Raw genomic sequence first — 18,487 nt, 5'->3', positions numbered from 1 at the left:
TGTATTTTAGTTTTTTTTGGACCGTTTTCCTGATTTAAAGGGAAAATTTTATGGTGAATTATTAAATTGTAAACCATTGTTATATAAGGATTAACCTTGCATTTTGTTCTTGAAAATTCACATTTCGACTCTTGTTTTTTTGGTAGAATGACCTTATTTCTTTGAAATTGTTTTTTTTTAATACAATTGTAATATTTGGTATCATAATATTTATTAAATTTATTATGTCAAATTGAAAAAAAATAATGATATGAAATTAAAATCTATTATCATGTTCTCTCTTATCTCCATTGGGGTGAGTGCACAGGTTGGGATTTCAAAAAGTCTCACTTTTGATCCCGATACCAGAACGCAACTGCATGTGAAGCAGGATAATTTTGCGGCCAGAATGCCAAGAGCCAATACCGCAGGAGTTCTTCCTACTTCATTAACAGGTACTATCGGAGATGGAACTCAGGGTTCTGTAATTTTCAATAGAGAAACAGGAAGTATTGTTCAGAACGACGGTACAAGCTGGAAGATCTCAGATCCGATTGTTACTGTGATGAAAAATAATAAAATGGCCCGCTTTATAAGAAGTGGGACCACTACCACTACCTGTCAGCCTTGTACTCTTTTGCCACCTAATATCTGTTTAATAGGATCTGATAGGCAATGTGCTGCGACAGATGTAGCTTTTACGTCAAGCAGTCCTGCTTTGAATGAAATTTCAAATGATATCGCATTGGTAAGTACTACAAGTAATATGATCACTTTTAAGACAAGAGGTTTATTTAAACTTTCATTTAAAAGTGGAGCATTGGATGTAGGAGAGGCGCTCTGTGTAGGAGCAACTACTAACCTGTATTCCAGATTGAATCTGGAAGTTAGTTCTGATAACGGAGCAACATGGAGACCTATTAACAATACTGTAAGCAATACTACAGGAGGATTACTTTCACTAGGTTCAATACCTATTGGGTCTGTAGATGTAGGGCAATCATTGGCATTTACTTATGTAGGGGTTTTTAATGTAAACGATAGAGTAAGATTGAGATTTTTTGGAAACCAAACCATGTCGATCGGAGGCTGTTTGGGAGCTAATATGTACTTCGCTATGAATACCACAGGAAATTCCATATCAGAAATTATTGTTGAAAAAATAAATATGCAATAAGATGAAAAAAATAATATTAATTGTAGCACTTTTTTCTCAATACTTTCTACAGGCGCAAGTGGGTATTGGAGGAAATATTTACAGCAGTAAAAATATCGTTAAGGTTCAGGATGGGACCAAAGGGATCATATTACCTTATTCCAATACCTTTACTACTTTTCCAAAGTATAATGCTGCTGTAACGGATCTATATAATGATTATCCTAACCTTATTGGTGGTCTTATCTACAATAAGAATGATGATCAGTATTACAAATATGATGGCTATGCCTGGAATCCGGCAAGACAGATACAAGGGATATATCAGCCCAAAGGCTCGAGACTGGGAATCTCTTCAGGAATTTCAATTCCTTGTATTGCATTCGGTTTAGGATTATGTCTTTCAACAGGTTCTGCAGTGTATTTGGCTCCGGATGATAAAAGTGAAGTACTTGTCGATAACCTTGGATTGAAAAATGCGAGTAGTGTGACCATAAAACAAGCTGGGATTTATGATGTGGCGGCGGCTTTAGGATTTACCGGTGGTTCTCTTGGTGCCCAGATAGGGGTTACGGAATTTAAACTGACATTACAGGTTAGATATACCTCAAATGGTGCTTGGGAAACAATTGTTACCAAGTCCAATTATTCCCTCATATTTATTGTAGATACACAAGGAAATAAAACCTGCAGTTTTGCTCAGACTATTTCTTTACCAGTTAATGCTGAACTCAGAGTTATACCTACCATCAGAACGATTGGTGGATCAGGAGGATCACTGGCAGCCTATGGTACAGACTCCAATTCGATCAGTTCTTATATTGCAGCACGTTTAATTAAAGCTTTTTAAGATGAAAAAATATATATTCGGACTGTCTTTATTCATCATGAATATCTACAGCGCACAGGTGAATTTTACAAATATTCCTAGCCCTGATTCAAATGCCAATGGAAACGATCAGGTAATGATGTATATTACCAATACGAATGAAGCAGCAGGAGTAAAAGGTTTTGGACTTCCTGCAGTAAATGCAGAGGTAGATCTTCCTTATACAGGAGTAAATGCTCCGGGGTCAAGAATAGAGGTGTTGCGGGGACTGCTTTTGTTTGTCAAAAGTACAGGCGAGGTAATGGTTTTTGACGGGCTGGTGTGGAGTAAAGCTTTTGAAATAGAATCTGATAATATCTCAAGGTTTCAGCTGAATGCTGTTTCAACAACTACAGGTACTGCTTTGTTGCCTATAAACTCCCTTATTGATAAACCTAATTTCCTTGCAGATCCATTAAAGCTTAAAACAAATGTACCTACAACAGGTGCTAATCTTAACAGATTGTATGTTCGGCAGACAGGATTATACAGGATTAATGTAAACCTGAATTTTACAGGTGCAGCAGGTTCTTTTAGCAACAGATTAGGAGCCAGTTTATATGTGAATGATGTGAAGAGGTTCCAATTGTTGGAAGAAACAGTCAATTTTGATGGTACTAACCGTAAAATCAATTTAGATTTTTCCGTATATGCTGTTCAGGGACAGTATATTACTTTGGAATCCATCTCAGAGGTAAGTGGAACTACCACGTATAATGTGACTAATAACAGCTATGTAACGGTAGAAAAAGTATTGTAGATCAAACAAATCTTAATATTTCAATTAAAGATCACCCTTAATTTACTAAGGGTGATCTTTTTATTCCCAATCAATAATTTCGGCATTTGACGAATCTTTTATAGCTTTGCTGAAATTTTTTGAGACGATGGAAATGCACAAAGACTTTTTTATATATCAGGCACAGACAACGAAATTTGCTGCAGGTTTTGAGGTTGAAAAAGCTGTTGGAAACTATATTTATGGAACTGACGGTAAAAAGTATCTGGATTTTGTAGCCGGAGTTTCTGCCAATACATTGGGACACTCACATCCTAAAATTGTCAATGCTATCAAAGAGCAGGCAGATAAATACCTTCATGTAATGGTTTATGGTGAATATGCCCAGGAGAAACCTGTCGCTTTATGCCAATTGCTTGCAAAAGCTACACCGGAGCCATTAGAAGTTACTTATTTGGTAAATAGTGGTGCAGAAGCTATTGACGGAAGTTTAAAATTAGCAAAAAGATATACAGGAAGAGAAGAAATCATTTCTTTCAAAAATTCTTATCATGGTAATACACATGGAGCATTAAGTGTTTCAGGAAATGAAAACCATAAAAGAGAATTTCGTCCCTTGTTGCCTATGATCTCTTTTATTGAGTTCAATAATGAAGAAGATCTTGAAAAAATTACAGACAAAACAGCCTGTGTTATTTTAGAAACCATTCAGGGGGCAGCGGGGTTTTTAGTTCCCAATGATGATTATCTGATCAAACTGAAAAAAAGATGTGAAGATGTGGGAGCACTGTTGATTCTTGATGAAATCCAACCTGGCTTTGGAAGAACGGGAAAACTATTTTCTTTTGAGCATTTTGGAATTGTCCCTGACATCCTGGTGATGGGAAAAGGAATGGGTGGAGGAGTTCCTGTAGGAGCTTTTATGAGTTCCAGAGAAATTATGGAAACATTATCCCATTCTCCAAAGCTGGGGCATATTACTACCTTTGGAGGAAATCCACTGATTGCAGCAGCAAGCTATGCTACTTTAAAAGAAGTGCTGGAAAGTGGCCTGATGAATGAGGTGGCAGAAAAGGAAAAATTATTCAGAGAACTGCTGGTACATCCAAAAATTAAAAATATCAATGGTAAAGGCCTGATGCTGGCTGTAAACCTTGGTACCCCGGAATATACACTGGAGGTTGCCAAAAAATGCATGGAAAAAGGACTTATTGTTTTCTGGCAGCTGTACAGAAATGAATATCTCAGAATTTCTCCACCATTAACTCTCTCTATGGATGAAATTAGGGTAGGTTGTCAGATTATACTTGATATATTGAATGAAAATTAAAGATTAAATCTCTCCAAATCGGAGAGATTTTTTTATGCTTTACATGGTAACTTTAATTGCTGATATTTAACATAATGTAGATTTAATCCCTCTGATAAATATCATACAGATTCTTTAAAAAAGTAATTGCTTTTTTGTGTAATAAAAAAATTAATTTATATATTGCGGAACGATAAAAACAAAGATTATATGGCGAAACATAAAGTCCATTACGAATTTCCAATGCACTGTTTATCAGAGATTTTATATGAATATCTGGCGACTGCGGAGGGGTTGTCTGAATGGTTTGCGGATGAGGTGACAGAGAAAGGCGATGATTTCTTTTTTAGCTGGGGAGGAGGACCTGCAGAAAAAGCTACTTTAATCAGATATAAGCCTGAAGGTTTCGTACGTTTCAGATGGGAAGAGGATGAAGGAACTAAAAATTTCTTTGAAATGACTATCACAATAGATGATATTACAGAGGATTTAGCCCTTAATATTACAGATTTCTGTGAAGAAGGAGATGAAGAAGAAAACGCAATGTATTGGGAAAACCTTATTGAAAATCTTAGGATAAAGTTAGGTGCGGCATAATGTCGGACGATATGAAATGATAAAACTGATGAACGATTTATCGTTCATTATTTTTTTATAAATAAATCACAGCAAAAATTGGAAAATCAATATTTTACTTCAGATGCATTAAATGTAAAGAATAGAGCCTTTCTTTGGGGCGATACTGTGAAAGTTTCTTTCTTCGTAAAGAATGGAGGGTTGATCATGGATGAAGAGTGCTACTTCTTTCTGATGGCTTCCATGCGAAAGATGAGAATGAATATTCCTCTTACGTATACGTTGGAATTTTTTCAGAATATTTTTCAACAAGATATTATTGATGGAAAAGGAATTCAGAACGGGATTATCAATTTTCAGGTTTTCAGAAACACTGATGGGGTAACGCTGGCAAAATCTTCAGTTTCCTATTTTTATGAAGTTGTGGAAATGGATGATGTTTTGGCTGTTCATGGAAGGCCTTTAGAGATGGATCTGATTAAGGAAATTAACGTTAATAACAACCTGTTAAGCAATATCAGGGTTCATTGCCCGGAAAATATTTACGGTGGGATTTATGCACAGGAAAATGACCTGGATGATGTGATTCTTTTGAATCCCAATAAAAGAATTGCACGTGCTACTTCAGGAAACCTTTTATTTTTGGAAGGCAATGTTATTAAAGTTCCAAAACAGTCGGAAGGGGCTTACATCTCTCCATTAATGGAAAATTTTGTGACGCATCTGCATAAAAATAATCTTGCCGATATTCAGGAACATGAAATCATAGCATTTGAATCCCAGAAAGCTGAAGAGATTTTAATGATTTCGGATGAAAAAGGTATATTCTCTGTAGGTAAAATAAGAAATAAAACTTTTGAAAACACCCGTTTTACGGAGCTGGTGGAAAGCTGGAAAAACAGTTTTCAATAAAAATTGACAAACCCGGTAAACAACAACAAAGTCCTTTACCGGGTTTTATTCTGAGTAAATCAGAAATTGTTTCTTATTCTTAATATTCGTCGAAAACGTCAACGAATTTTTGTGCGATTTCTTTTTGCCCCTTTTCACTGGTTATATATTCCCGGTCTTTAGAATTATTGATAAATCCAAGTTCTACCAATACAGTGGGAGCTTTGGTTTCTCTCAGCATATGAAGGTTACGCCCTTCAATTTTGCGTGCATCAAATTTTTTAGAAATTTTTTCAGCCAGCTTTTTAGAATTTTCTGTGTCTTGAACATAGATTTCAGTTCCCTGCTGTACCGTTTCTTCTTGAGGAGATCTGTTAACATGAAGGGAGATGACCATTTCAGGATTTAAACTGTTAATCTGGGTTGTTCTTTCAGAAAGACTGGGATAGCTGTCATCGTTTCGTGTTAAAACGATTTCATATTTGTTTTGACCTTCATTAATCTTTTGAATTTCTTTAGCAATATTCAATGAAATATCTTTCTCAGAAAAATGCCCATATACTGAACCAAGATCATTTCCACCATGACCGGCGTCTATGATTATGTATTTTTTGTTAATAGGGGTAAATGATAAAAATGCTATACAAAAGATGGATAAAGCAAGTAATCTTATACCTTTCATTTTTATTGATTTTGGTTTTTCAAATAACGGAAAAACTTTTTTAAAAATTAGTTAACATAATCTTAAAATTTGTTAATTATATTCAAGCTATAGGTGGATCAGTTATTAATTCAATGAAATGTCTTCAGGGGAATTAGCCCAAAGTAAAAATTCTCCACCAAGATTCTGCATAATAGATTTCCAGAGTGTCTGATCATTAGGAAGAGTATAGTCCAGATTATATACATCCACTACGGTCCACACTTTTCTTTGAACCTCTGTGTCCAACTGATTGGGAGACCATCCGGAATATCCGGAAAAGATCTTGATGTCCTGAATGTCAAGCTCATTGTTCAACACAGCATTGATAATCCGCTCAATGTCTTCCGTAAGATAGAATTCATCTGTGATATCAGTGAAAATTTCTGTTACTTTCTTCCCTTTTACAATAAAAAAAACTTTATCATTTTCTACAGGTCCGCCGTCATAAACTTCAATTTTGAAATCAAAGAAATCTTTGAATTTAGTACTCATCTGGCTGTTCTTTTTATTTAATATCAAACCAAATGCTCCACTTTCATTATGTTCAATAACCAGCACTACCGATCTTGAAAAAATATCGCCGGAAATGTCAGGGGTCGAGATTAATATTTTACCTTTGTATGAGTGATTCATACTCAAATTTAATAAAAAATATTTATGGAAAACCTGCATGACAAAAGAAAAGTGTATGATAAATCCCAACTTATTGAAAGTGAGATAAAACAAAATCCTGTTGAGCAGTTCAGAGATTGGTTTTTGGAGGCCAATGAGAGCGAAATGATCTCTGAAGCCAATGCTATGGCGGTTTCTACACTAGAAGAAGATGGGTGTCCAAGAACCAGAATGGTATTGCTTAAAGCTTATACCCATGAAGGATTCATTTTTTATACAAACTACGACAGCAGGAAAGGAAAAGCAATAGCACATACTCATAAAGCCTGTCTTCATTTCTTTTGGCCGAATCTGGAAAGACAGATTATTATTAAAGCTAATCTGGAAAAAATAGCTGAGAATCTCAGTGATGGTTATTTTCACTCAAGACCGAAAGGCAGCCAGCTGGGAGCAGCTGTTTCTCCTCAAAGCCAGGTTATTCCTAACCGGGAATTTTTGGAAGAAAAGCTGAAAGATCTGGAAAAAGAATATGAAAATACTGAAGTTCCAAGACCTGATAATTGGGGAGGGTATATAGCAAAACCATACGAAATCGAATTCTGGCAGGGAAGACCAAACCGCCTTCACGATAGAATCATTTATCAACTTGAAGACCTGGATTGGAAGATTTCCAGATTGGCACCATAGTTTTTTAGACAGAAATTTAAAATACAGGCGTTGAAAATTATTCAACGCTTATTTTATTATTCTCAGCCTTTTACATAACACTGCTTTAAGTCTATTTCTGATTAGTTAAGGTAATCATGGATTATAGATATTCAAAGTTTATTCTGCCGGAATAGGAGATAGGAAATGTGGGGATTTAGACCATAAAAAAAAGGCTGTTTCTAATAAACAGCCCTTGAATTTTTTAATCTGAATGATTATTTTTTCTTAACACCAGAAACTGCATTTGATAAATCAGCTCCAGCTTTAAATTTAGCAACTTTTTTAGCAGCAATTTTAATTGGTTTTTTAGTTGCAGGGTTAATACCTTGTCTAGCAGCTCTCTCAGCTACTGAGAAAGTACCAAATCCTACTAAAGAAACTTTTCCATCTTTTTTCTTTAAAGTAGTAGTTACATTAGAAATGAAAGATTCTAAAGCAGCTTTAGCTGCAACTTTAGTGATCCCTGCATCTTTTGCGATTGCGTCGATTAATTCAGACTTGTTCATAATTTTTAATATTAAAGTTAGTTCGTAATTATAGCAAATATAATACTATTTTCTAATTGTGCAATTTTTTTATTAAAACTTGCGCAATTTTTTTACTTTTACGTGAAAATGGTTAAAATATGATAATTCGGGTTTCCACGAAAAATCTACGTTACGGGCTACTAAAATCATGCCAAATGCTTATGTGTATTGACTTTAGCAAAAAATTAATATTATTTCCTGTATTTATTAAATCCTAAATTGTGTGTAAACTTTTAATGTTTTTGAGCATATGTTTATTAATTCTGTAATTAAAATTCAAAATTTTTATATTTTGTAAAAATAAATAGCTGTGTTTGTGGGAGTTTTAAAATGATAAGACACACCTGTTTTATTAATTTTTATTAATAAATTTGCAACATGTTAATAGAAGTTTTTAAGTCCAAGATTCATAGGGTGAGAGTTACGGCCTCAGACCTTAATTATATAGGAAGTATCACAATAGATGAAGATCTTATTGAAGCTGCCGGTTTGGTGGTGGGAGAAAGGGTCTATATTGTTAATGTGAATAACGGGGAGCGTTTCGATACTTACGTTATCAAAGGAAAAAGAAAGTCTGGAGAAGTATGCCTTAATGGCCCGGCAGCCAGAAAAGTACAGAGGGATGATATTATCATTATCATTGCTTATGCACAAATGACTCCTGAAGAAGCAAAAGATTTTCAGCCGAAAATAGTTTTCCCGGATGAAAAAACAAATCTTCTTACCTAATTCATGGAGAAAACATCAAAAAATCCTTTAAAATCAATACTTACAATAGTAATATCGCTTGCTTTTGCAGGCTTTTTTTTATGGCTCGCCTTAAAAGGGCTTGATTTTAAAGTGATTCAAAAATCGTTAGCTAAGGCAAATTACCTTTGGGTATTATTTGCTTCTGTTTTTGGGCTTCTTGCTTACTGGTTCAGAGCAATTCGATGGAATCTGATGCTGGAACCGATGGGGCACAGGATTTCCAATTCTAATGCACTTTGGTCTATATCATTTGGATATCTTATGAATCTTACGATTCCCAGAAGTGGTGAACTGGCAAGAGCAACAGCTTTATATGGTGTGGAAAAAGTACCGGTAGATAAATCTTTTGGGACCATCATTCTGGAAAGGGTCGTAGACCTTATATGTATGCTTGGTTTTCTTGGACTGACTTTGCTCTTTAAATATGATGCCATTCTTTCTTTCTACGAAAATTCGGGAGTGAATATCAATCCTAATAAAATTTTACTTGTTCTTCTGATATTGGCAGGAGGAACAGTTCTGTTTTTTGCATTTAAAAAGAAACTTGCAGGCGTTCCTTTTTTAGGGAAAATAGTCAATTTTATAGACGGAATTTTTCAGGGCCTGACCACCATTTTTAAATTAAAAGAGAAAGGGAAGTTTATCCTGTATACTTTAGGAATCTGGATTTCCTATTATTTTGCGGCATATCTGGTATGTTTTGCACTTCCTGAAACTTCAGGATTTACAATGGCAGATGGTTTTTTTATTATTGTTGTAGGAACATTAGGAATGATCATTCCCGCAAGCGGAGGAATCGGGGCATATAATCTGGCGATGAAATACGGATTTATGGCACTCTTTATTTCCATAGGGAAAAGCGCTGATCTGGGAGGTGAAATGGGACTTACCTATTCATTTATTTCCCTGCCGCTTCAGATTGTCATTATGCTGGTAATGGGGCTGATTTCTATTCCGATGTTGGCAAAAGCAAGAAATGCTGCGGTTTCGGATAAAAATTTTTAAGAATAAATTTTACATAATATACCTTATAAAGTTCAATTGAAAAATTGGACTTTTTTTGTGGAATTCTACTACACAAAGGTGTAGTGTCCAGATTATTTTTTATAAATAAATTTGGTCAGTTCATAAATCAAATTTAACTTAAGGCAAAAATAATTTATAACATAGTACATTATGGCAATTAATTTACAGAAAGGACAAAAGATTGAACTGGGGCTGACCAAAATGACAATAGGATTAGGCTGGGACCCGAATGAAGGAACAGGCTATGACTTCGACCTGGATGCTTCTGCCATCATGATTGATTCCGACAGAAAATTAGTAAGCGAAGAATATTTTGTTTTTTATAATAATCTACAGTCTCCGGATGGTGCATTAACGCATACCGGTGATGATCCAAACGGTAAAAACAGCGACGGAGATGATGATGAAGCCATTGTTATAGATCTTGAAAAGGTAGATGCAAGAGTGGAAGAAATCCTTTTTGTAGTAACGATAGAGGATTTTGAAAGAAGAAGACAGAATTTCGGACAGGTAAGAAATTCATATATCAGAGTAGTGGATAATAATAACAGCCAGGAAATTGCAAAATATGAACTGGATGAAGATTTTTCTATTGAAACGGGAGTTGAGTTTGGAAGATTGTATAAAAGAAATGGAAGCTGGAAGTTTGAAGCTTCCGGAATAGGCTACAGAGCAGATTTAGGATTCTTCCTGGAAAAATATTATAAAGGACAAATCATTAAATAAATTATCAAACACACAAAACGATAACTATGGCAATTAATTTACAGAAAGGTCAGACGATTGATTTAAGAAAAAATGACCGTGGAGAAAGTATTTATGACCTTTCGAAAGTTACGATCGGTTTAGGATGGGATGTAAGAAAACAAGGAGGTTTCTTTGGAAAATTATTTAATAAAGAAGCTGAATATGATCTTGATGCAGTAGCGTTCCTTTTAGACGGAAACGGAAAAGTAGCCAATCTTGGAAGAACGGTCCAAACCAATGACGGAAGACAGATGGGGCTTTATCAGGGTGATGTGGTCTTCTTTAATTCTATGCAGCATCCAAGTGGAAATGTATGGCTAACCGGAGACAACAGAACAGGCGCCGGAGATGGAGATGATGAGCAGATCATTGTTAAACTGGATCAACTGGATCAAAGTTATCAGAAAATTGTTTTTGTAGTTACCATTTATCAGGGAAGAAGCAATAATCAGCATTTCGGAATGATTGACAATGCATTTATCCGTGCAGTAGATGCTTCAGGAAAGGAGATTACAAAATATAGTTTATCCGGAGATTCAAGCATGAACGGAATGTGTGCAATGGTTTTTGCCGAAGCATACCGCCATAATGGCGACTGGAAATTCCGGGCAGTGGGAGAGCCGCATCAGACAGATAACTTTATTGATATTCTGAGACAGCAGTACGCTTACCCAAACTAAACTTTATTTCTATTAACCATAAAAATGAATGCCGGCTTGGAAGTCTTCGACTTCCTCCGCCGGCTTCCCAATTAATACTTGTCTTATAATGACCAGAAGATTATTAGCCTATTTTTTATTGGATACCTCAGGTTCTATGAACGGAGAGCCAATTCAGGCCCTGAACAATGGATTCAATGGACTTATCAGTATGCTTCGTGCAGATCCGCAGGCGATGGAGAGCCTTCATCTCAGTGTCATTACTTTTGACAGAGAAGTTAAAAATAATGTTCCCCTGGTGGATCTTGCGAGTTTCTATCCTATGGAAATTACCTGCCCGGATAGTGGACCCACCCATACAGGAGCTGCTTTGGAAATGGTTTCGGAGCTCGTTCAGAAAGATCTGGTAAAAGCAACTTCTGAAGTGAAAGGAGACTGGCAGCCTTTACTCTTCCTATTTACAGATGGAAAACCCTCAGATATTCAGAAATACAGGCAGATGATCCCGGTGATCAAAGGGCTTGAATTTGGGGCTATTGTAGGCTGTGCAGCGGGTCCAAAAGCGGACGAGCAGTATCTTAAAGAACTTACTGATCATGTGGTAAAGCTGGATGCTACAGATGCCATTACACTTTCCTCTTTTTTCAAATGGGTAAGTTCTTCCATTACACAGGGTGGGCACTCCCAAAGTACAGGAGAAAACATAACACTTCCGCCGCCGCCATCTGAACTTAATATTATTATTTAAAAAACTGTCTTTACAACCATGAGAAGACTACCTATTTATTTTTTAGTAGACATCTCCGAATCTATGGTAGGAGAGCCTATTGAGCAGGTACAGGAAGGTATCGCCAATATTGTAAGAGAATTGAAAAAAGATCCCTACTCGCTGGAAACCGTTTATATTTCTGTGGTAGGTTTTGCCGGTGAGGCGGAGGTTATTGTCCCTCTCCAGGATATCATCAGCTTTTACCCTCCAAAAATTCCTATTGGAAGCGGGACATCCTTATCCCAGGGTCTTATTAAAATCATGGATTGTATAGACCGTGATATTGTGAAAACAACTTATGACAGGAAAGGAGACTGGAAGCCTATTGTTTTTTTATTTACCGATGGAGTGCCCACTGATGATGCTACTAAAGCCATTGATAGGTGGAATACTAAATATGGAGGAAAAGCTAATACCATTGCTGTTTCTATAGGTGAGAATACAAACTATAAACTACTGGGCTCCCTGGCAGATAATGTCTTATTGTTTAACAATACAGATGAAAATTCCTATAAAGAGTTTTTCAAATGGGTGACAGATTCCATAAAAACCACCAGCCAGAGTGTTACTGAGGCTAAAAAAGAAGGAATTAATCTTTCTAAGATAGATTCTGTTATTTTAGAAAAAGTAGACCCGGAAATGGAACAGAGGTTTCCGGATAATAATTTTGTAGTTTTAAACGGTAAATGTTCAGAAACAGAAAAGCTGTATTTGATGAAGTTTAAAAAAACATTTGCTGCATCAGGCATACCCGGAATGTCTACGAGATATTACAAATTGGATGGTGCCTATAAAATTGATGAAAAAGCGTATTTCAGGCTTTCTTCTTCCCAGAAAAATATACTGAAAATTTCCATAGAAGAATTACAGGGCGGAACTTCATGTCCTCATTGTGCTAATCCTATTGCGCTGGCAACCTGTTCCTGTGGAGGTATCCACTGTCTGCAGGGAGAAGGGTATAACAAATGCCCATGGTGTGGAACATCGGATTATTATGGGTTTTCCAGTGAAGGTTTTGATATTAACAGGACGTTGGGCTAGCAGTAGGACTGAGCTGAAAAAATGATTCATTATCCGGCTTAGAAAAAATGGGATAGAATTATAGTAATAATTGCTGATTATACCACGTATGAAAATACCTAAAATTTATTTTGGAACCCAGAAAAAGACTATGGAAAAAACTGTTATTGATCGAGAAAAAGAGGAATTTAAAGAGGCCCATTGGGTTCTGAAAAATGCCAATTCAAAACAGTTTTATGAATTCATTTTTGACCTGGCAATGTTTCCGAATATAAAGATTAAAAGTATAGGAAATCTTGAAGAAACGGGGCTTGTTTTCGAAAACAATACCCTGTCAGGAACTCCGGTAACGAGTAATGTGTATCACTTAGATATCCAGTTCTTTCATACCCATGATGAAGGCAGCATGGAGATAAAACCCATACAGTTGTTTGTCAATGCTAACCCCAAAGATTTGTGGAAAAATATTCCAAGTGCTCAGGATGCTGAGTTTCCTAAACAGGATGAGACTTCCTATAAAGGTAATTTTTTAGACAAAAAAATTGTTGTGGTTTCTAAACGGGGCCGTTCTCATGCCCACGAAGGAAAATTCAGGGATGATGATTTTGCAGTCAATGAGCTTTCTTCCTCCTGGAGTATAGTTTCTGTTTCAGATGGAGCAGGCTCGGCAAAGGCCGCCAGGGAGGGGGCCAGATTAGCGGTTAATTCGGTGAATATGTTTTTCAGTGCAACAAATATACTCCGTGAAATTGAAAAAAATGTCAGGATAATCTATGATACTGAATATCCCCGGGATAGAAAAGATGAAGCCGGGCAGAATATTGTAAAATATTTATATGAAAGTGTCACGGAGGTTTATTATACCTTAGAAAAAGCAGCGGCTGAGCATAGTCTATCTATCAATGATCTGCATACTACCTTGATCTTTACGCTGGCTAGAAAATTTGAATTTGGGTATGTAATTCTCAGTTTTGGAGTAGGAGACTGCCCGATTAACCTTATCAGTAAAGATTTTTCAGAAGTACAGCTTCTGAATTCAATGGATGTAGGAGAGTTCAGTGGTGGTACCCGATTTATTACGATGAAAGAAATTTTTAATGATCAGATGGCATCACGTTTTAGAATCACCTGTGTGGAAGATTTTTCTTTCCTTAGCCTGATGACAGACGGGATCTATGATCCTAAATTTGTTACAGAAAATAAGCTGGAAGATATTGACAGCTGGAAATTATTCTTTAATGATCTGAGTGGGAATAATGATGACAGGGCAAAGGTAGATTTTTTCAGTTATGCAGAGATTGATAAGCAGCTTTTGACCTGGGTGGATTTCTGGAGCAGAGGAAACCATGATGACCGAACTTTGGCCATAATCTATTAATAAAGTATGAAAAAAACAATTAAGGTCGTTTCTGTTTTAGATGCAGCCAAAACTTATGAATATGTTGATGAAAGCCCGATCCGGGGTGGCGTGAAAGATGTTTACTTCTCGCCTGATAAGGACTATGTGGTAGCTTTTTACCGAAGTCCGCTGGATGAAGGACAGAAAGAAAGGATCATGAGAATTGTTTCTACATATTTGGGAAATATACAGAACGGGAATGCTTCGGAATACTTTCTGAACGAAATATTCAGATGGCCGTATGATATTGTTGAAAAAAATAAACTGACGGGGATCATTGTCCCGATTTATAATAAAAAATTCTTCTTTGCTAAAGGATATGTGGGTTCAGATAATATCCTGGGTCAGGATAAAGTAGGGAAATGGTTTACAGCACCAATGTTCCGGAATCATCAATATCCGCTAAGGCTTGATCAGTCTGAACTTGGAGATTGGCTGAGCTATTTTCAGATCGCTATCAATATCAGCCGGGGCGTTAAAAAGCTGCATCAGATGGGGTTGGCTCATTCCGATCTCTCTTACAATAATATTTTGGTGGATCCGGTTACAAAATCAGCCTGTATTATTGATATTGATGGCCTTGTAGTTCCTAAGTTATTTCCCCCTGAAGTTATTGGGACAGCAGATTTTATTGCCCCTGAAGTTTTAAAAACGCAGCATTTGAACCTTACCGATCCGGATAGGTATTTACCCAATCAGAAAACGGATCTTCATGCTCTTGCCGCTCTGATTTATATGTACCTTTTAAGAAGGCATCCGCTGCGTGGAGGGAAAATATGGGATCTGGATTCTGAAAAAGACGAAATACTATCCATGGGAGAGAAAGCAATGTTTGTGGAACATCCTGAAGACCCTACCAATCATGTGAAAACCGATCAGCTGAGAAAATGGGATGCTTTCTGGGGAGATCCTAAAAATATACCTTATACCATTGTTGGACCTTATCTTTCCGATCTGTTTAAAAAAGCATTTGTAGATGGATTACACGATCCTATCAGGCGTCCTACAGCTAATGAATGGGAAACGGCTTTACTGAAAACAGTAGATTTAATACAGCCTTGTCATCATTCTGCCTGTACAGAAAAATGGTATGTCTTTGATAATACAAGTACACCCAGATGTCCTTTTTGCGGAACACCTCATCAGGGAAGTCTGCCCGTTTTAGATTTATATTTTAAGTTTGATGATGAGGTATGGAAGCCTGAAAATCACAGGCTGATGGTGTATCATAACCAATATTTATTCAAATGGCATGTGTCCAGAAAGGTCATCCGAAATGAAAACCTTACCATGCAGGATAAAATGCCTGTAGGATATTTTACTTTTCATCAGGGGAAATGGGTATTGGTGAATCAAAGTTTACCCGGTATGAAAGATATTACAGAACAGAAAGAAATTCCGCCTGGTTCTATGGTGGAACTTACGGATGGTAAAAAAATACTGTTGTCTGCTGATGAAGGGGGACGGTTGATTTATGTAACGATGGCTAATCAGTAGTGTTTCTTTGTTTTAATTGCCCTGTTCATTTTTCACTTCCATAAAGTAAGAATGCTCATCTTCTCCTACAATTTGAAAGCCTAAACTGGAATAAAGCTGCTGTGCTTTATTGGTTTTTAAAACACTTAATGAGACTGTTTTTCCTGTTTCCAAAGCTTCATCAAGAATATTTTTTAAAATACTTCTTCCCACTCCACGGCCTTGCAATTCGGGATCGATCTGAAGCTGGAGAACTTCTGTTTTCTCAGCAGTTCTGTTTATTTTTAAGAGCCCGATGGGATCCTGATTCAGGAAAATAATATGAGCTTTATCAAACTCATAAAGAATCCTTTTAAGAGTCGTTTCTTTGTCGGTCGGAAGATGAGATTCAGCATAATGAGGATTCATGGTTTTCATTCTCAGATCGAGAAGGAAATCAATATCATTTTCATTGGCTTTTTCGTAATGCAGGTCAAGATCCATGTTGAAGATAAAAATTAGTGATGCTATTTCAATGCAATTTTCAGTCCCATTTCTTTTTTCAAATATAACAAAACCTCAGCATTTCCGCGGGCATCGTCTACCGGATGATGGGTGTGTTCAGTTTTACGTAGGTGTTTCCATTGGGCAAAAGTATCCCTTTCCAATCCACAATACAGATCAGACAATCTCCTTGAAGAGTAGCCGAAAGGATTTCGTCCAAGAAAATGATGAAAATACCAGCAGATGAACATCCAGTCGAAACCATTATTATCACTGATGAAAATAGGTCTTCCTTTAGAATGAGTTTTGATCCATTCTTCAAAAGTAGACATCACTTTTTCAGGATCTTCAAAATCCATGGTTTCTTCTCTTGTGAAGCCTGAAACCGCTAAAGCATCGGGATTGTATTTTCCAGAAATAGGCTTTAGCTTTCCATAGAAAGTCTTGTCCAGTTCCTCATCTACAAGCACGGCACCAAAACATACCATAGAAAAATCCCCGGGAATCGGACCGTCCGATTCTATATCGACCATGATATAGCTCATTGAATACTGATTTTAGAATAACGAAGATATTGATTTAACCTGAGCTCCAAACACTAAATTTCACTATGTGAGAACAGAAGCTGAAAGAAAAGGCCGGAAGTATCGTTTGAACCTGTGTTTGGCAACAGGATATCCCTCAGCATAGCCATACTACTGAATGAAAACTATTTTTTTCTTCTTCCAGCCTTCGGTTTCTCTCTTTTTACTCTAATTCAAAAAAGCTTCTCTTTCCTATTTTTATCTTAAGCCCCTTTGAAAGTTCAATTTCCTGATCCGGTTCTATGATTTTGACAGAATTGAGCTGAACACCTCCGCTTTGGATGAGCCTCCGCACAGCAGATTTACTCAGGCTGTTTTTTAAATGATGACATAGTTCAAGGATAGTCGTCTTATTTTGGAGATGATTCAACACAATAGCAATCGAAACAGGCTCAAAACTTTTCTCCTCAAAATTTTTATTCTGAAACTGTTGATTAAAGAAGAGTTCTGCATTTTCGGCAGAGACTTTATCATGGTATTGACTGATGATGTTTCTGGCAATCAGCTTTTTTATATTCATTGGATTTTCTCCATTTTCTATCCTTGATGTTAATACAGCTTTTTCTTCCGGTGAGAAATCTGTGGTGAGTTCAATAAATTCATCAATTAAAGAATCCGGAATAGACATGGTTTTCCCAAACATTTCATTGGGCTCATCGGTAAGACCAATCGTATTATTCAGAGATTTACTCATTTTTTCTTTTCCATCAAGTCCTTTTAGAAGGGGCATACACATGACAATTTGTGCAGGTAACTGATGAACTTCCTGGAGCTGCCTCCCCATAGTACAGTTGAAAAGCTGATCAGTTCCTCCCATTTCAATATCACATTCAATTTTCACTGAATCAAAACCCTGAAGGATAGGATATACCAGTTCATGCATGGCAATAGGGGTATTTTCTGCAAACCTTCTATTGAAATCGTTTCTGTGCATGAGCTGGGCTACCGTCACTTTTGACATCAGCTGAATAACCTCCGAAAAATCAAGAACGTCTAACCAATCAGAATTGAAGGTGATTTTTGTTTTTTCTACATCAATAACTTTAGATAGCTGATTGATATAGGTTTTGGCATTATGTTCTACTTCCTCGGAGCTTAAAGGTTTTCTTGCCTTATTTTTCCCTGTGGGGTCACCAATTCTCGCTGTGAAACTTCCTACAACAATCACAATCTGATGTCCCAGATCCTGAAACTGTTTCAGTTTCTTTAGCACCACCGCATGCCCTAAATGTAAGTCAGGGGCTGTTGGATCAAAGCCCAATTTTACAGTTAATTTTCTGTTTTCCTCTTTGGCGAGTTTCAGCTTTTCCTCCAGCCCGTTTTCAGGAAGGGTAATGGCCACATTTTCTTGTAATGTACTGATCATATTGAATAATTTTAAAATGAAAAAGCCCGGACAGATACTGTCCGGGCTCTATATATATGTAGATAATTTTACTGAATAATAGCTATAGAAAGTCTTCCCGAACGATAGGTCGGGGAGTAATACTCACTGAAAAATGGAAG

At 36.6% G+C, this 18,487-nt stretch carries 21 protein-coding genes; 15 read left to right on the top strand and 6 right to left on the bottom strand.

Annotated elements, in window-relative coordinates; translation table 11 throughout:
* The first annotated feature begins 250 nt into the window (after window positions 1–250).
* The 6 genes from B8967_RS06690 (at window position 251) to B8967_RS06665 (ending at window position 5,539) form a co-directional block, all read left to right on the top strand.
* On the top strand, window positions 251–1,156 hold the full coding sequence (locus tag B8967_RS06690; protein WP_143330481.1) for a hypothetical protein: 906 nt from the start codon (window positions 251–253) through the stop codon (window positions 1,154–1,156).
* A gap of 1 nt (window position 1,157) precedes the next feature.
* A complete protein-coding gene (locus B8967_RS06685; RefSeq protein ID WP_084085342.1) occupies window positions 1,158–1,985 on the top strand; it encodes a hypothetical protein in 828 nt (275 codons plus the stop codon).
* A 1-nt stretch (window position 1,986) separates the two neighbouring features.
* A complete protein-coding gene (locus B8967_RS06680) occupies window positions 1,987–2,763 on the top strand; it encodes a hypothetical protein (protein WP_084085340.1) in 777 nt (258 codons plus the stop codon).
* 133 nt (window positions 2,764–2,896) lie between these two features.
* On the top strand, window positions 2,897–4,072 hold the full coding sequence (locus tag B8967_RS06675; protein ID WP_047488499.1) for an aspartate aminotransferase family protein: 1,176 nt from the start codon (window positions 2,897–2,899) through the stop codon (window positions 4,070–4,072).
* Between the two features lie 189 nt (window positions 4,073–4,261).
* Window positions 4,262–4,648, top strand: a complete 387-nt coding sequence (locus B8967_RS06670; protein WP_034696870.1) for an START-like domain-containing protein — start codon at window positions 4,262–4,264, stop codon at window positions 4,646–4,648.
* A 78-nt stretch (window positions 4,649–4,726) separates the two neighbouring features.
* Window positions 4,727–5,539 (top strand): aminotransferase class IV, encoded by an 813-nt coding sequence (locus B8967_RS06665; protein WP_047488107.1) that lies wholly within the window; start codon window positions 4,727–4,729, stop codon window positions 5,537–5,539.
* Between the two features lie 79 nt (window positions 5,540–5,618).
* Here B8967_RS06665 and B8967_RS06660 read toward each other — a convergent pair whose 3' ends face one another.
* Window positions 5,619–6,200: an N-acetylmuramoyl-L-alanine amidase family protein gene (locus B8967_RS06660; protein WP_084085338.1), complete on the bottom strand. Its 582-nt coding sequence runs from the start codon at window positions 6,198–6,200 to the stop codon at window positions 5,619–5,621.
* A 105-nt stretch (window positions 6,201–6,305) separates the two neighbouring features.
* Entirely contained in the window at window positions 6,306–6,854 is a 549-nt protein-coding gene (locus B8967_RS06655) for a YqgE/AlgH family protein (RefSeq protein WP_084085336.1), read from the bottom strand.
* Between the two features lie 24 nt (window positions 6,855–6,878).
* Here B8967_RS06655 and pdxH point away from each other — a divergent pair, with 24 nt between their 5' ends.
* Complete coding sequence (gene pdxH / locus B8967_RS06650) at window positions 6,879–7,520, top strand: pyridoxamine 5'-phosphate oxidase (protein WP_047488116.1); 642 nt, start codon at window positions 6,879–6,881, stop codon at window positions 7,518–7,520.
* Window positions 7,521–7,756: 236 nt separating this feature from the next.
* Here the strand turns inward: pdxH and B8967_RS06645 are convergent, their stop codons facing one another.
* Window positions 7,757–8,047 (bottom strand): HU family DNA-binding protein, encoded by a 291-nt coding sequence (locus tag B8967_RS06645; RefSeq protein WP_084085334.1) that lies wholly within the window; start codon window positions 8,045–8,047, stop codon window positions 7,757–7,759.
* 399 nt (window positions 8,048–8,446) lie between these two features.
* On the opposite strand from B8967_RS06645, the gene panD reads away from it, so the two are divergent.
* The 8 genes from panD (at window position 8,447) to B8967_RS06605 (ending at window position 15,935) form a co-directional block, all read left to right on the top strand.
* Window positions 8,447–8,797, top strand: a complete 351-nt coding sequence (gene panD / locus B8967_RS06640; RefSeq protein ID WP_029294648.1) for an aspartate 1-decarboxylase — start codon at window positions 8,447–8,449, stop codon at window positions 8,795–8,797.
* A gap of 3 nt (window positions 8,798–8,800) precedes the next feature.
* Window positions 8,801–9,823: a lysylphosphatidylglycerol synthase transmembrane domain-containing protein gene (locus B8967_RS06635; RefSeq protein ID WP_084085332.1), complete on the top strand. Its 1,023-nt coding sequence runs from the start codon at window positions 8,801–8,803 to the stop codon at window positions 9,821–9,823.
* Window positions 9,824–9,994: 171 nt separating this feature from the next.
* On the top strand, window positions 9,995–10,570 hold the full coding sequence (locus B8967_RS06630; RefSeq protein ID WP_047488127.1) for a TerD family protein: 576 nt from the start codon (window positions 9,995–9,997) through the stop codon (window positions 10,568–10,570).
* A gap of 26 nt (window positions 10,571–10,596) precedes the next feature.
* Window positions 10,597–11,271 carry a TerD family protein gene (locus B8967_RS06625; RefSeq protein WP_047488130.1) on the top strand — a complete coding sequence of 225 codons (675 nt, stop codon included), beginning with the start codon at window positions 10,597–10,599 and terminating at the stop codon, window positions 11,269–11,271.
* Window positions 11,272–11,359: 88 nt separating this feature from the next.
* Complete coding sequence (locus B8967_RS06620; protein ID WP_047488132.1) at window positions 11,360–11,998, top strand: vWA domain-containing protein; 639 nt, start codon at window positions 11,360–11,362, stop codon at window positions 11,996–11,998.
* Between the two features lie 18 nt (window positions 11,999–12,016).
* Complete coding sequence (locus tag B8967_RS06615) at window positions 12,017–13,060, top strand: TerY-C metal binding domain-containing protein (RefSeq protein WP_084085330.1); 1,044 nt, start codon at window positions 12,017–12,019, stop codon at window positions 13,058–13,060.
* An 88-nt stretch (window positions 13,061–13,148) separates the two neighbouring features.
* Complete coding sequence (locus B8967_RS06610) at window positions 13,149–14,417, top strand: PP2C family serine/threonine-protein phosphatase (protein ID WP_084085328.1); 1,269 nt, start codon at window positions 13,149–13,151, stop codon at window positions 14,415–14,417.
* 6 nt (window positions 14,418–14,423) lie between these two features.
* Window positions 14,424–15,935, top strand: coding sequence for a helix-hairpin-helix domain-containing protein (locus tag B8967_RS06605; protein ID WP_084085326.1), 1,512 nt, complete (start codon window positions 14,424–14,426; stop codon window positions 15,933–15,935).
* Window positions 15,936–15,947: 12 nt separating this feature from the next.
* Here B8967_RS06605 and B8967_RS06600 read toward each other — a convergent pair whose 3' ends face one another.
* From B8967_RS06600 to tyrS, 3 genes are all read right to left on the bottom strand, one after another.
* The gene (locus B8967_RS06600) at window positions 15,948–16,397 is read right to left on the bottom strand and encodes a GNAT family N-acetyltransferase (protein ID WP_084085324.1); all 450 of its coding nucleotides are present in this window, start codon (window positions 16,395–16,397) and stop codon (window positions 15,948–15,950) included.
* A 23-nt stretch (window positions 16,398–16,420) separates the two neighbouring features.
* Entirely contained in the window at window positions 16,421–16,942 is a 522-nt protein-coding gene (locus B8967_RS06595; protein WP_047488142.1) for a 3'-5' exonuclease, read from the bottom strand.
* Window positions 16,943–17,144: 202 nt separating this feature from the next.
* Window positions 17,145–18,347 carry a tyrosine--tRNA ligase gene (gene tyrS, locus B8967_RS06590; RefSeq protein ID WP_084085322.1) on the bottom strand — a complete coding sequence of 401 codons (1,203 nt, stop codon included), beginning with the start codon at window positions 18,345–18,347 and terminating at the stop codon, window positions 17,145–17,147.
* Window positions 18,348–18,487 lie beyond the last annotated feature (140 nt).

It is taken from the genome of Chryseobacterium sp. YR221, assembly GCF_900176315.1.
GTDB lineage: Bacteria > Bacteroidota > Bacteroidia > Flavobacteriales > Weeksellaceae > Chryseobacterium > Chryseobacterium rhizosphaerae.
Note: the sequence above shows the minus strand (reverse complement) of the source record. Positions and strands in the feature narration are given on the sequence as shown.

Bases quoted from the DNA above. Each gene is read 5' to 3' on its own strand.
- B8967_RS06635 (WP_084085332.1), top strand. From the start codon at position 8,801: ATGGAGAAAACATCAAAAAATCCTTTAAAATCAATACTTACAATAGTA.
- B8967_RS06680 (WP_084085340.1), top strand. From the start codon at position 1,987: ATGAAAAAATATATATTCGGACTGTCTTTATTCATCATGAATATCTAC.
- B8967_RS06655 (WP_084085336.1), bottom strand. From the start codon at position 6,854: ATGAATCACTCATACAAAGGTAAAATATTAATCTCGACCCCTGACATT.
- B8967_RS06675 (WP_047488499.1), top strand. From the start codon at position 2,897: ATGCACAAAGACTTTTTTATATATCAGGCACAGACAACGAAATTTGCT.
- B8967_RS06690 (WP_143330481.1), top strand. From the start codon at position 251: ATGAAATTAAAATCTATTATCATGTTCTCTCTTATCTCCATTGGGGTG.
- B8967_RS06610 (WP_084085328.1), top strand. From the start codon at position 13,149: ATGAAAATACCTAAAATTTATTTTGGAACCCAGAAAAAGACTATGGAA.
- B8967_RS06685 (WP_084085342.1), top strand. From the start codon at position 1,158: ATGAAAAAAATAATATTAATTGTAGCACTTTTTTCTCAATACTTTCTA.
- B8967_RS06605 (WP_084085326.1), top strand. From the start codon at position 14,424: ATGAAAAAAACAATTAAGGTCGTTTCTGTTTTAGATGCAGCCAAAACT.
- B8967_RS06660 (WP_084085338.1), bottom strand. From the start codon at position 6,200: ATGAAAGGTATAAGATTACTTGCTTTATCCATCTTTTGTATAGCATTT.
- B8967_RS06630 (WP_047488127.1), top strand. From the start codon at position 9,995: ATGGCAATTAATTTACAGAAAGGACAAAAGATTGAACTGGGGCTGACC.
- tyrS (WP_084085322.1), bottom strand. From the start codon at position 18,347: ATGATCAGTACATTACAAGAAAATGTGGCCATTACCCTTCCTGAAAAC.
- pdxH (WP_047488116.1), top strand. From the start codon at position 6,879: ATGGAAAACCTGCATGACAAAAGAAAAGTGTATGATAAATCCCAACTT.
- B8967_RS06600 (WP_084085324.1), bottom strand. From the start codon at position 16,397: ATGGATCTTGACCTGCATTACGAAAAAGCCAATGAAAATGATATTGAT.
- B8967_RS06625 (WP_047488130.1), top strand. From the start codon at position 10,597: ATGGCAATTAATTTACAGAAAGGTCAGACGATTGATTTAAGAAAAAAT.
- B8967_RS06645 (WP_084085334.1), bottom strand. From the start codon at position 8,047: ATGAACAAGTCTGAATTAATCGACGCAATCGCAAAAGATGCAGGGATC.
- B8967_RS06670 (WP_034696870.1), top strand. From the start codon at position 4,262: ATGGCGAAACATAAAGTCCATTACGAATTTCCAATGCACTGTTTATCA.
- B8967_RS06595 (WP_047488142.1), bottom strand. From the start codon at position 16,942: ATGAGCTATATCATGGTCGATATAGAATCGGACGGTCCGATTCCCGGG.
- B8967_RS06615 (WP_084085330.1), top strand. From the start codon at position 12,017: ATGAGAAGACTACCTATTTATTTTTTAGTAGACATCTCCGAATCTATG.
- panD (WP_029294648.1), top strand. From the start codon at position 8,447: ATGTTAATAGAAGTTTTTAAGTCCAAGATTCATAGGGTGAGAGTTACG.
- B8967_RS06620 (WP_047488132.1), top strand. From the start codon at position 11,360: ATGACCAGAAGATTATTAGCCTATTTTTTATTGGATACCTCAGGTTCT.